The sequence below is a fragment of the Kitasatospora purpeofusca genome (assembly GCF_036010405.1).
GTDB lineage: Bacteria > Actinomycetota > Actinomycetes > Streptomycetales > Streptomycetaceae > Kitasatospora > Kitasatospora purpeofusca.
Map to the genome: position 1 here is coordinate 310,209 of NZ_CP108561.1, position 12,566 is coordinate 322,774.

6 protein-coding genes and 2 pseudogenes are annotated in these 12,566 nt (G+C 74.1%); 2 read left to right on the plus strand and 6 right to left on the minus strand.

The annotated features are described in order from the left end of the window. Nucleotides 1–759 precede the first annotated feature (759 nt). The gene (locus OG715_RS01455) at nucleotides 760–2,598 is read left to right on the plus strand and encodes a sigma-70 family RNA polymerase sigma factor (RefSeq protein WP_327063651.1); all 1,839 of its coding nucleotides are present in this window, start codon (nucleotides 760–762) and stop codon (nucleotides 2,596–2,598) included. Between the two features lie 57 nt (nucleotides 2,599–2,655). Here OG715_RS01455 and OG715_RS01460 read toward each other — a convergent pair whose 3' ends face one another. From OG715_RS01460 to OG715_RS01480, 5 genes and pseudogenes are all read right to left on the minus strand, one after another. Further along, a complete protein-coding gene (locus OG715_RS01460) occupies nucleotides 2,656–3,798 on the minus strand; it encodes an ABC transporter substrate-binding protein (protein WP_407660933.1) in 1,143 nt (380 codons plus the stop codon). A gap of 172 nt (nucleotides 3,799–3,970) precedes the next feature. Further along, nucleotides 3,971–6,730: a SpoIIE family protein phosphatase gene (locus OG715_RS01465; protein WP_407660934.1), complete on the minus strand. Its 2,760-nt coding sequence runs from the start codon at nucleotides 6,728–6,730 to the stop codon at nucleotides 3,971–3,973. Nucleotides 6,731–6,841: 111 nt separating this feature from the next. Beyond that, on the minus strand, nucleotides 6,842–7,804 hold the full coding sequence (locus OG715_RS01470) for a WxL protein peptidoglycan domain-containing protein (protein WP_327063652.1): 963 nt from the start codon (nucleotides 7,802–7,804) through the stop codon (nucleotides 6,842–6,844). A 63-nt stretch (nucleotides 7,805–7,867) separates the two neighbouring features. After that, nucleotides 7,868–8,377 (minus strand): annotated as a pseudogene (locus OG715_RS01475) (WxL domain-containing protein); the annotation flags it as partial. 24 nt (nucleotides 8,378–8,401) lie between these two features. Next, nucleotides 8,402–10,030, minus strand: a pseudogene (locus tag OG715_RS01480) (RICIN domain-containing protein); the annotation flags it as partial. Nucleotides 10,031–10,218: 188 nt separating this feature from the next. On the opposite strand from OG715_RS01480, the gene OG715_RS01485 reads away from it, so the two are divergent. Beyond that, nucleotides 10,219–10,902 (plus strand): hypothetical protein, encoded by a 684-nt coding sequence (locus tag OG715_RS01485; RefSeq protein WP_327063653.1) that lies wholly within the window; start codon nucleotides 10,219–10,221, stop codon nucleotides 10,900–10,902. A 131-nt stretch (nucleotides 10,903–11,033) separates the two neighbouring features. Here OG715_RS01485 and OG715_RS01490 read toward each other — a convergent pair whose 3' ends face one another. After that, nucleotides 11,034–12,347: a hypothetical protein gene (locus OG715_RS01490; RefSeq protein WP_327063654.1), complete on the minus strand. Its 1,314-nt coding sequence runs from the start codon at nucleotides 12,345–12,347 to the stop codon at nucleotides 11,034–11,036. Nucleotides 12,348–12,566: the final 219 nt, after the last annotated feature.

Below are 12,566 nucleotides of genomic sequence, written 5' to 3' on the forward strand. Positions count from 1 at the left end.
CCCAAGTTCTCACGGGCCGGCGGAACCGTAGGTACCCCCGGCCGCAACTCTGGGTAGTACGGGCCTCCGGGGGCCGAATACGTGGCAGTACCGGCCCGGAGGCGGCCCTGCCGCACCGGCGGGAAGCCGTCCCACTACCGTCCGTCACCTTCGGCGGCCACCTCCGGCGGGGGCCGCCAGGGGTCGGCGGCAAGGTCGCGGAGGGCCCTCAGCGGCCCGGGAATTCCGATTCCGGGATTCGGTCGCGCCGAACGGAAACCCGTGGGCGACCGGCGGACCCGCACCGACGGGAAAGCATCTTGACGCATTTCCCCGTTCCGCCGATCTGTGATTACTCTTGCAGACCCCGCCCCGTTCCGGGAAAGGCGGCCACCCCCGATGCCTTTTGCCCCGACCTCCCCCGCCCCTCGCCCGACCCACTCGTCCGTCGCTCGCCGGGCGGGTAACGATCTCGCAACGCAGCGGGACGCGGGCTGCGATCGCCACTCCCCCCTGTCCGAGTCCCCCGAACCGAGGAGTGCGCCGTGCCGACCTGTCATGTCGCCGACGCCGAAGACCCGCTGACGCACCGTCCACGGACCGGCCGCCGGAGCGCGTGGCCGCGCCAACATCACCGCCCGGAGGCGGACCGGGCGCGGCCGCACGCCCCGAGCCCTCCGGTACCCGGACGGCGCACCGCGCCCCCGGCCGTCCGCGCGGGGCCCTGAGCCACCCGCGCCCCACGATCCACCGAACGTCCGCACCCCCTCAAGGACACCCATGCCCCAGCCGCCGCACCCGGCCGACGCCGCCCCCGAGCCCACCTCCCCGCGAGGGACGGCCGGCGGGCCCCACCCGTCCTCCTCGGGCGCCGACACCGAGTCGGACGCCGCGCTGATCGCCCGTCTGCGGGCCGGGGACGACGAGGTGGTGGGAACCCTGTTCGAGCGTCACCACCGCGCCGCGCTCGGCTACGCGCGCTCGCTCGGCGGCATGGACCACCGCGCCGAGGACCTCGCGAGCGAGGCCTTCGTCCGGACCCTGGCGGCCGTGCGGGCGGGCAGCGGGCCGACCGACAGCTGGCGCCCCTACCTCCTGACGGTCGTCCGCAACACCGCGGCGGCGTGGGCGACCAGCGACCGGCGCTCCTTCCCCACCGACGACGTCCAGGACTGGGCCGACGAGGCCGAGCACGCCCTCTCCCCCGACCAGATCCTCGCCGCCTCCGCCGAGCACGAGCTGATCGTCGCGGCGTTCCGCTCGCTCCCGGAGCGGTGGCAGTCGGTGCTGTGGCACTCGGTGGTCGAGGGCCTGCCCGCGGAGAAGGTGGCGCAGCTGCTCGGCCTGTCGGCGAGCGGGGTCTCCTCGCTCGCCGCGCGGGCCCGGGAGGGTCTGCGCACGGCCTACCTGACGGCGCACCTGTCCACGGCGCAGTCGGCCGAGTGCCAGGCCTTCTCCGGCCGGCTCGCCGCCCAGGTCCGCGGGAGCGGCCAGCGGAGGTCCAAAGCCCTGGCCCGGCACCTCGACGAGTGCCCGGACTGCCGCCGCTGCGACGAGGAACTGCAGGACGTCAACCGGCGGTTGCGGCTCGCCGCGGTGGCGTTCGTCGGCCCGTGGCCGGCGGGCGGGGCGGACGCGTCCGCGCTCGTGGGCGCCACCGGGCCGGTGTCCTCCCCGTCGCCGCACGACGCACCACCGCACGACGCACCACCGGTCGACACGCCGCAGACCGGCCCGCCGCCGTACGAGCCGCCGTCGGTCCCCGGCCCGCGTACGGGTACCTCGAAGGCTGTGGCGGGCTCGCTCACGGTCGGCGTGGCCGTCCTCGCCGCGCTCGCGCTGACACCGTTCTTCGTCCCGCCCTCCCCGGAGCGGCCCGCGGACGCGCGACCACCCGCCCCCGTCCCGGCGGACGACACCCCGGCCGCCACCGCCCCGACCCTCCCGGACCTCCTGCCGACGCCCACGCCGACACCGACACCGACACCGCCGATGCCGCCGGTCCCGACGGGGGACCGCAGCCGCGCCACCGGCACACCGGGCACTCTCCTCTCCCCCACCGGAACCACGCCGCCGAGCACCTCGACCCGCCCCGGTTCCCCGTCCGCGACCGCCCCCTCGCCCCCGCCGGCCGGCGGGCGGAGCGGCGGGCTGTCCGCGAGCGTGCTCTCGGTCTCCACCCCGGCCGCCGCGCTCCCGGGGGACCGGCGGGTCCGGCTGCGCCTCGCCGGACCGGGCACCTGCGGTGAGGTCGAGGACCGGGAGGCGACCGGCGGCCAGCCGTTCCTGACTCCCTGCACCGGCTCGGAGGACCAGGTCTGGATCGTGCGCGCCGACCGCTCCGGCGGCGTCCGGCTCGTCGGCGCCGCGAACAACGGGTGCCTGGAAGCGGCCGGGAGCGCCGGGACCGCCGTCGCCGAGCAGGTGTGCGACGGCGGTACCGGTCAGTCCTGGCAGCTCGTCGACCTCGGCGGCGGGGAGAGCGCGCTCCGCCACCGTTCCTCCGGCTTGTTCCTCGCCGCCGAGGCCGCCGGAAAGGTGGACGGCGTCCTGGAGCTGCGCGCCGCCGGCTGCACCTCGGACCCGGCCTGTCGGCCGGCCGCCGCCTTCCGCCTGTGAACGCCCCCGGCCGGACCGGACCTGGGCGGACCGAGCCGGGCCGGGCCGGGCCCGCTGTCACCGGGCGGGGACGGCCGTGGGCCAGTGCTGCCGGACGTACTGCAGCGCCGTGTTCAGCTGGGCCTCGGAGGGGAACACCGGCGTGCCCTCGACCGTCGGCAGCTTCGCGGCGAGGGACTTGTCCAGGGTGCCGTTCTTCGCCATGACGTCCATCAGCACCGGGCGCGCGTAGTCGACGAGCCGCAGGTTCTGCCCCTCCGGGCTCGCCAGGTACTCCACCCACAGCCGGGCGGCGGCCGGGTGCGGGGCATCCTTGTTGACGGCCTGGGCGTAGTACTGGGAGAAGCTGCCGTCGAACGGGATCGCCACCCGCCAGTCCACCCCGGTTCCGGCGAAGTCGGCGGTGTGGGTGAGGTTGAGGAAGTCCCATTCGATGCTGATGGGCGTCGCGCCGCTCACGATCGCGGCCGGGTCGGGGTTGGCCCGGTTGTAGTTGCCGACGGCGTCGAGCCGGGCGAAGAAGGCGACGCCCGGCGCGATGTCGTCGAACGAGCCGCCGTTCGCCAGGGCCGCCGCGAACACTCCGGCGAAGGCCGATCCGGCGGTGGTGGGGTTGCCGTTCAGCGCCACCATGCCCCGGTACTCGGGCTTGAGCAGGTCGGCGAACGACGCGGGGCAGTGCCGGACCCGGTGCGCGTCGCAGCCGATCGCCACGTAGCCTCCGTAGCTGTTGCTCCAGCGTCCGGCGGCGTCCTTCTGGTCGGCCTGGATCCGGCCGAACGTCGCCGTCCGGTAGGTGGCCAGCAGGCCCTCCCCGGCCGCGGACCGGGCGTAGGTGTCGCCGAGGTCGAGCACATCGGGTGCCCGGTCCTGGCCCCGGTAGCGCTTGATGTCGTCGATCTCGTCCTGGCTGGAGCCGTAGGGGTTGTCGACGACCACCGGGATCCCGTACTTCGCGGTGAAGCCCTCGATCAGGCCCCCGTAGTTCGCCCAGTGCGGCAGCAGCGTGGTGGCGTTGAGCTTCCCCTCCGCCCTGGCCGCCGCGACCAGCGCGTCCGTCCCGCCGGCGTCCTGGGCGGAGACGGCGAGGGCCGGCCTCGTCGGCGCGCGGTGGCCGTCACTGCCGCAGCCGGCCAGGACCGTCACCGCCAGGCAGCAACAGGCGGCGAGGACGCCGACACGGCGTGCGGTCGGGGCCACGACGCCTCCTGAGGGGGTTCGGCGGTGACGCGATGTGTCCGCTTCCGAGCCTACTCGGCCGCGGCGGTGCGCTCCTGGCGTGCCCGTCCGGGCGGGGGCCTGCGGGCGGCCACGGTCGGTACCCGGCCACGGTCGGTGTCCGGACACAGTCGGTATCCGGGCACGGTCGGGCCTAGAGATCGTCCCACTGGCCGAGCAGGTCGTCCTCCGAGAGCTCGTCGGCCGAGGCGTCCTCCCCGGTGAGCGACTGGGAGGTCCAGATGGTCTTGCCCCGCGCCGAGTAGCGGGTGCCCCAGCGCTCGGCGTAGCGGGCGACGAGGAAGAGCCCCCGGCCGCCCTCGTCGGTGTCCGCGGCCCGGCGGATGTGCGGTGCGGTACTGCTCCCGTCGGAGACCTCGCAGACCAGGGTGTCGGTGAGGAGCAGCCGGACGTGGACGGGTTCCCTGCCGTAGCGCACCGCGTTGGTGATCAGTTCGCTGAGGATGAGTTCGGTGCCGAAGGAGAGCCGTTCCAGCCCCCAGTCGGCCAGTTGCCGGGCGCAGTCCCGGCGCACCGGGCCCACGGCCGCGGGGTCGCTGGTGACGTCCCATTCAGCGACCCGGTCCCGGGCGAGGAGCCTGGTGCGGGCGACCAGGAGCGCGATGTCGTCGGTGGGCCTGGTGCGCAGCATCGACCCGATCACCCGCTCGCAGTCCTCCTCCGGGGCGCGGGCCGGACCGGCGAGCACCTGTGCCAGCGCGTCCAGGGCGAGGTCCACGTCCCGGTCGCGGGCCTTGAGCAGGCCGTCGGTGCAGAGCACCAGCCGGGATCCCTCGGGCACGGCGAACTCGACGGCCTCCACGGGCAGGCCGTCGCCGAGGCCCAGCGGAGGGGAGACCGGCGGCCGGACGAAGGTGACGGTGCCGTCGGGGCCGACCAGCGCCATCGGGAGGTGGCCCGCGCTCGCGGCGGCGACCCGTCCGGCGACCGAGTCGTAGATGGCGTAGAAGCAGGTGGCGCCCGTCATCACCTGGGCGCTGTCCGGGCCTTCGCCCTCCTGGTCGTCGATGCGGGCGACCAGGTCGTCGAGGTGGCCGAGCAGTTCGTCCGGGGGCAGGTCGAGGGCGGAGAAGTTGTGGACGGCGATGCGCAGGCGGCCCATGGTGACGGCGGCGTGCAGGCCGTGGCCGACCACGTCGCCGACGACGAGGGCGATCCTGGCGCCGGGCAGCGGGACGACGTCGAACCAGTCGCCGCCGACGCCGGCCTGGGCGGGCAGGTAGCGGTGGGCCACGTCCAGGGCCTCCTGGGCGGGCAGTTCCCGGGGCAGCAGGCTACGCTGGAGGGTCTCCGCCATGGCGTGCTCCCGGCTGTAGCGCCGGGCGTTGTCGATGCAGACCGCGGCGCGGCCGCCGACCTCCTTGGCGAAGGCGAGGTCCTCCTCGTCGAACGGCGGGGAGGTGTGGGCGCGCCAGAAGTTCACCAGCCCCAGGGTCACGCCGCGGGCCTGGAGCGGGGCGACCAGCAGCGAGTGGATGCCGTGGTCGAGGATCTGCTGGGCGCGTTCGAGGTCCTGGCTCCGCCAGCCCGTGGAGGCCGCGAGGTCGGCCTCCACGACAGCTCGGCCCTCGCGCACGCTCGCCGCCATGGGCGTGCCCGGCACGAAGTCGATCAGTTTCCCGACCGGGTAGAGCGGGTGGTCCTGCGCGAGGCCCGCGACGGCGCTGCGGCGCAGCACCGTGGAGGCCCCGGCCGGGGCGTCGCCGTGCAGCACCGGGTCCTGGAGTTCGACGGTGGCGATGTCGGCGAAGCCCGGGACGGCCGCCTGTGCCAGTTCCTCGGCGGTCCGCACCACGTTCAGGGTCGAGCCGATCCGCATCCCGGCGTCGTAGAGCAGCCGCAGCCGCGACCTGGCCAGCTCCGCGCGGCCGGCCAGTGCCCGCAGCTCGGTGGTGTCGCGCAGGGTCACCACGCTGGTGCCGTGCTCGCCGGTGGGTGAGGTGGGCCGTTTGTTGAGGGAGAGCAGCCGGTCCCCGGAACGGTGGACCTCGTCGTCGGCGGTGCGCTTGGAGGCGAGCAGTGCGGCCGTGCCGGGGGCGAGCCCGAGGGTGTCGACGTGCTGCCCTTCGGCGTCGGCGGGGAGGTCGAGGAGGCGGCGGGCCTCGTCGTTGGCCAGGAGCAGGCGGCCGGTGTCGTCGGTGATCAGGACGCCCTCGCGCACGGCGTGCAGGACGGCGTCGTGGTGTTCGTACATCCGGGTCATCGTGGCCGGGCCGAGGCCCCTCGTCTGGCGCCGCAGTCGGCGGCTGACCAGGGCGGCGCAGCCGGCCGCGAGGGCGCTGGCGGCGACCGCTCCGACCAGGAAGACGGGCAGTTCGTGGTGGACGGACTTGTGGATGGATTCGAGGGTGACGGGGGCGGCGACGATGGCGACCACCGCGCCGGTCGCGTCCTCGACGGGGACGGCCGAGACCACGGAGCGGCCCAGCGCGCCGTTGAAGGTCCTGGTGAAGGCCTTGCCCTCGGCGGCCTCGGCGTAGGGGCCGATGAGGTGCTTGCCGATCTGCGAGGTGTCGCTGTGGGTGAGCACGGTGCCGTCGAGCCGGTAGACGATGAGCGCGTCGATCCCGGCGGCGGTGCGGACCTCCTCGGCCAGCGGCTGGAGGGTCGTGGTGGGGTCGGGGCCGTCCAGGGCGGCGACGAGTCCGGGCGCGTGGGCGAAGGACTCGGCGGCGGCGAGGGTGCGGTGCCGGGCGTCGGTCGTGGTGGAGCGCTGTTGCTGCACCACGAGGGCCGCCACGGCGCCGACCACCAGGAGGACGACCATCACCAGCTGGAGCAGGAAGATCTCGCGGGCGAAGCTGCGCCCGATCCTTCGCGCGCCGGGGCCGGCCCGGGGGCCGGCCGGACGGTGCGCGTCGCTTCCACCCGGGCGAGGGTCCATAGTCATCATTTATCCCGGTTTACCGGGTTTCAGGCAACAAGCGGCTTCCGGGGACTGCGGGGCGGGCCCTGCCGGCGGCGGGCTCGGGCTGCTGTTGGGCGGGCCCTGCCGGCGGCCGGCTCAGCCGACCGCGGGGCGGGCCCCGGTCCGGCCCCGGCCGCCGCGGCGGCGCCTGACCACCAGGACGGCGGAGCCTCCGGAGAGGAGCGCCAGTACCGCGCCGAGGAGGATCCACGGCAGGTCGAGGAAGCCGACGGAGCCGGTGGCGTCGGCCCCGTTCGCGGTCGCCGTGACCGTCACCTCGCCCCAGCCCGAGGGCGCCCCCTCCCAGCCCTCGGTCACCTGGACCTTCTCGCCGGGGAGCAGTTCGGCCGGCACGTTCGTCAACTGCTTCGTCGCCGGGCCTCCGACACGGATCCCGCCGACCCGCAGCGTGGCCCGGGGGTCGAGCTTCACGTTCCCGGTGTTGTGGAGGGTGAAGGACACGGTGGTGCTGCTGTCGCCGGTCCCCGGCACGGGCGGGTTCCTGGTCGTGAGGCGCAGTCCCTCGACGGCGAGGGCCGGGCGCTGCGGTCCCTCGACCCGCAGGTAGATCCGCGCCCCGACCGCGCGCCGGACCCCGATGAACGAGCCGGCCCCCGGCTGCACCCGGTCGTCGACCGCGACCAGGGCGCCGACGTGGTCCCCGGGCGGGGCGTCGGCGGGGACCGTCAGGGTGAAGGGCACCGTCACGGACGCGTGGGCGGGGACGGTCACGACGTCGTGCTCGGGCCTTCCCCAGGTGCCGACGTCGCGCTGGGTCTCCTCCTCGCCGCGTACCGCCAGGCCGCCGCCCCGGGGTGTGTTGTACGCGTCGGCGACGTGGAGGCGCAGGGTCAGCGGCCCGTCGGTGCTGTTGGTGACGACGGCGCGGTCGGCGAAGGTCGCACCGGGACTCGCGGAGAGATGGAAGGCCGTGCGCGGGGTGATGACGGAGTCGGCCGGCTCGACGGACCATTCGCCGTTGTCGGCGGCCCGCGCCTGGGCGGGGAGGAACACCGTCAGGACGACGAGGAGGAGGGTGGCAACGGAGGCTCTGCGCATGGCGCGCCCGCTTTCCTGGAACCCGGGTGCCGGACGCGGGACGTCCGGCACCCGGTGGTGCGATCAGAGGAGGGTGAGGGTCAGCGTCCCGGTGTAGTCGCCGACGGGGGTGAACTCGGGGACGTCGAGGGAGACGGCGGCACCGGCGGTGAACTCGCCACCGGTCAGGGCGCCGTCGGGTGCGGAGGCGAGGGTCGCGCCGACCGTGCCGACGGTTCCGGCGCTGCCGGCCACGCAGGTGCTCGGGCTCTTCGCCCTGGTGGCGCAGGTCGGGGTCCAGCTCAGCCTGGCCGCCTCGATCCTGCCGCGCGGGCCGGTGAAGTCGGTGACCTTGCCGGTGAGCGACCATCCGGTCGCCCCGCCGCGGAAGTCCTTGACGGTCGCCGGGTTCAGGGTGCCCGTCGATGCCCCGCCGGCCCCGAAGGCGACCGGGGGGAGCCGGACGGCGTCGGTCGCGGCGCTCATGGTGAGGGCACCGGCCTTGACCGAGGTGCTGATCCGCCGGTCCACCTTGCCCGGGGTGTCACCGCCGGACGGGTCGGTGGGGTTCGTCGGGTCGGTGGGGCCGGTCGGGTCGGTGGGTGCGCCGACCTTGGTGACCTTCCACGCCTGGCCGGCACCGGTACCGCAGTCGGTCTGGACCAGCCGGGCGCCGACCCGGGCCGATCCGTCCTCGGTCGCGAGGCACTTGTTGCTGTGCTTGGCGACGATACGGACGTAGCCCTCGTCGAGGTCCTCGAACCGCCAGCGCTGGTTGTCGGCCCAGCCGCAGTCGTACTGCTTGACCTCGGCCCCGCTCGCGGTCGACTTGTCCGAGACGTCGAGGCACTTTCCGCTGTGCTGGGCGAGCACCCGGACGTTGCCGTTGTTGTTGTCGGTGAAGCGCCACTGGCTGTTGAGCCCGCTGTCGCAGGCCCCCTGGACCACCACCACGCCGTTGTCGGAGACACTGCCCGGCACGGTCGCGCACTGCCCACTGGCCTTGTTGACGAGGGTGTTGAGCTGGTCCCCGCCGCTGCCCCGGACCCGGCCGGTGGCCGTGTCGATCGAGACCTCGGTGTACCAGGGCAGGATCATCGTCGTGGCGTCCGGGAACTCCAGCGGGAGCCACACGTAGGTGGAGTCGTTCACCCGCTTCGGATCCGACCACTTACCCGCCCAGCGGTCGCCCAGGTAGAGGTAGGAGGTGGTCTCACTGCCCTCGACCGGCAGCACGAACGTGGTCTGCGACTGGTGGCCGTCCTGGTTCCCGACGTCCCGCATCGGCGTCCACGGCCCGGCGAGGCTCGGGGCGCTGGCGTACTTCTGCTGGTTCGGGTCCCAGTAGCTGGTACCGGAGGTGAGCATGAAGTAGACGCCCCCGCGCTCGAACAGCGCCGGCGACTCGCGGTGCTGGCCCGGCCAGGGGTTCGCCACGACGTCCTTCACCTGGGTGTAGTCGTCGGTGAGTTCGTAGATCATCAGGTCGGCGTTGTTGTTCGCGGCGGAGATCATGTACGCCTTGCCGGCGGCCTTGTCCTCGAACACGGTGATGTCGCGCGACATGTACTCGTTGCCCGCCGCGTCCTTCGGCCGGAACGAGCCCTTCCACTCGTACGGGCCGTCCACGGTGGGCGAGACCGCCACCGCCGCACGGGCCTCGGCGTACCAGGCGTCGGCCTCCTTGTGCATCCACATCACGAACTGCTTGGTCTTCTCGTTGTAGAGGACCTTCGGCCGCTCGATCAGCGCGTCGGCCAGCTCCGGGGAGGAGTCCTGGGCGAGGACGTGCCCCCGGGGCTCCCAGGTCTTCAGGTCCTTGGAGCGGTAGGCGGAGACGAAGCGGAAGAGGTTGTCCTCGCCCCGGTCCTCGCCGAACCAGTAGTAGTACTCGCCCACCTTGATCACACCGCCGCCGTGCGCCTGAACGCCCGCGCCGGCGGTGTCCGGGAACTGGGTCCCGGTGGAGGTGGTGACAGGTGCGGCCTCCGCCGCCGGCACCCAGACCGTGAGTGACAGGAGCAGGCCCAGAAGGCCCACGAAAACGGATCCCACTCTTCTCATGCAGGGTTCCTTGATGTCATCCGTCCGGTCCCGCGCCCAGGTCCGGCCGGAGAGATCACTCATCCAAAACCGAACAGCAAGCGACACCATCAAACGGAAATCAACATGTTGAGGGGTAGCCTGACTCGCCTCAGGGGCCACTGTCAACACATACGAAACATCTGGTTCATCCTGTCGCAGCATTGCGGCCGAACCGCAATCACAATCGCTCACAGGAGCCCCTTCCCGCACCACCTGTCGTGCGGATTCGATCGCAACCGTTCGATAACGGTGCGGGCTCGGTCCCGGGAGTCGACCCTCCCCCTCATGCCCGGGCCTCCGCCGGCCCGAGGCCCCGAGCAGCCGCCCACGACCGAGGGAGCACCGCCCGCATGGTGTCCGACCGCACGGCGTCCGACCTTCCACCGCACCGACCGACCGGCCCGCGCACGGCCTTCCCCGGCCTCCGGCTGGTCACCACGGACGCGCCCGGCGCCGACCGGGACCGGGGGCTCCAGCTGCGCCTCGGGCCCGACGGGCGGTGCGTGCTGGGCTTCTCGGCCCCGGGCGTGACGGACAGGAGTGCCCTCGGGGCCGACGTGCGGACACGGCTGCCCCTCGACCAACACCGTGCCCTGGAGCAGGTGTTCGCCGCGGCCCGGTGCCACGACTTCGCCCTGGCCGTCCGGCGGGCGGACAGCCTGCTCACCACCCTGGCCTCCTCGTTCGGCCCCCACCACCGGTTCACCCTCAGCGCCGCCGAAGTCCGTGCCGACGTCGCCTGGTTGTCGGGCGAGGCCTGGTGCGCGGCGGAGTTCTGGATTCTGATCGCCGAAGGGTGGGCACGGCTCGAAGGGCCGACCAGCCCGCTCGCCCATTTCGGCGCACGGCAGGCGGCCGCGTCCTGGTGGGAGGTTCCCGACGCGGAGGCGGCGATCGGCGGCACCGCCCTGCTGGCGGTTCTCCTGCTCGTCACCCCGGGTCCGGACTCCGACCCCGTCGTCCGCGCGGTCCGCCGCCGGATGAACCGGATCGCGCTCTCCGCCCCCGGCCGCCGACGTCGGACCGGAGCCTGACTGATACTCAAGCAAGGCCGTCGGAAAGACAGTTGACGGAAAGCAGGGAAATACCGCCGCCGGACAGCGTCCCGGCGGCGGAGCTGGTCCGACGGGGCGGGCCCGGACCCGGGCCCGCCCCGCGCTACGTGTCACCCGTGCCGCGCCGTCCTGCGGCGGCGGAGCAGGACGAGGGCACCGGCGCCGACGCCGAGCATGGCCGCCCCGGCACCGGCGATCACGGCCTTCCCCTCGCCGCCACCGGTCGTGGCGAGGTTCCGCTCCAGGGTGTCGGCCGTGCTGGTCGCCTTGGTGACCGCCGCCGGAACGATCTTCAGGGGCGCGCCGGTCGGGACCTCCATCGGGAACGGGACCGGCAGTTGGTCGGCGCCCTCGGCCGTGCTGTCGGAGGAGGGTTCGGCCGGCGGTGCGACCGTGGCCCCGGTGGCGGTGGGCGTCGGAGCGGCCGGTGCCGACGTGGCGGTCGGGGTCGGGGTCGGGGTGACCGAGCGGCTGGGGAGGGTGGTGGGCGTGGCACTCGGCGTCGTGGGCGGTGCGACGGAGGTCGGGGCCCCCTTGGGCGTCGGGGTCGCGGTCGGCGCCGCCGTCGGGGTGGCGGTGGGCGTCGGCGACGGCGAGGGCGCGGCGGTGGGAGTCGCGGTGGTCGTCGGTGTCGGCGCGACCGTCGGCGTCGGCGTCGGCGGACGCGACGGAGTGGCCGTGACGGTGGGAGTCGGCGTGGGCGTAGTCGTAGGCGTCGGCGTGGACTTGGGCGTGGCCGTCCGCGACGGAGTCGCGGTGGGGACCGGAACCGGCGGGGCCGGTTCCTTGATCTTGAACCCGGCGCAGCCGACCGCGCACGCGCAGCCGTAACTGCCCTGGTCCACCGGCAGTCCGGTCCGGGGGTCGAGCCGCGCGGCGAAGGTCACCGGCGCGACGCCGGCCTTGCCGCGCGGGGCCTTGGCCGAGAACGAGGCACGGACCTTGAGGACGAGGCTGCGCCCCTTCCGCACCGCGAGGAGCGCGTCGTCGGAGACACCCTCGCCGTCCCTGGCCCCGAGCACCGTCAGGACGCTGCCGTCCGTCCCCTCGCCGCCCGGGGCGAGGGAGCCGGGGAGCCAGGCGGTGCCACCGGGAAGCCGGTACTCGACCTTGAGGTCGGCGGCGCGGAGGTCACCGGCCTGGTTCTTGAACTTCAGCAGCGCGAAGGCCACGAAATCGTGCTCCGTCGGGTTGGTGAGGGTGACGGTGAACTCCTTGGCCCCGCCGCCCGCCTCGAACTCCCGCGGCACCCCGGTCACCGACGGCTCCAGGCCCCGCTGCAGCGGGACGTCGAGGCTCAGGGCCGGGGCCGAGGGGCCGGCCGACGCGGCATCGGCGGTGGCTCCTGCCACACCGACGACCGGGACGGCCGACAGGACGAGTGCGGTGGCACCCGCGAGGATCAGACTGCGGGGGGTGGACAACGTGGTCACCTTCCGGCGAGGAGGAGTTCGGACACCCGTCTCGGTGTCTGCCGGTTAGAGCCCCCGTGTCCCCACCCGTCCCGCTGGTATGCGAATTCGTTACGGGACCAGGGCGGGACGGCAGCGGGACCAGGGCGGAACCGCAGCGGGGCCGCCCCGGTCGGCGAGGCGCTACGGCTGCTGCGGCGGGGCCGGCAGTCCGGACGGTGGCTCCGCGCC

Excerpts from the sequence above, each read along its gene's own strand:
- OG715_RS01455 (WP_327063651.1), top strand. The coding sequence starts at position 760 with ATGCCCCAGCCGCCGCACCCGGCCGACGCCGCCCCCGAGCCCACCTCC.
- OG715_RS01465 (WP_407660934.1), bottom strand. The coding sequence starts at position 6,730 with ATGATGACTATGGACCCTCGCCCGGGTGGAAGCGACGCGCACCGTCCG.
- OG715_RS01470 (WP_327063652.1), bottom strand. The coding sequence starts at position 7,804 with ATGCGCAGAGCCTCCGTTGCCACCCTCCTCCTCGTCGTCCTGACGGTG.
- OG715_RS01485 (WP_327063653.1), top strand. The coding sequence starts at position 10,219 with ATGGTGTCCGACCGCACGGCGTCCGACCTTCCACCGCACCGACCGACC.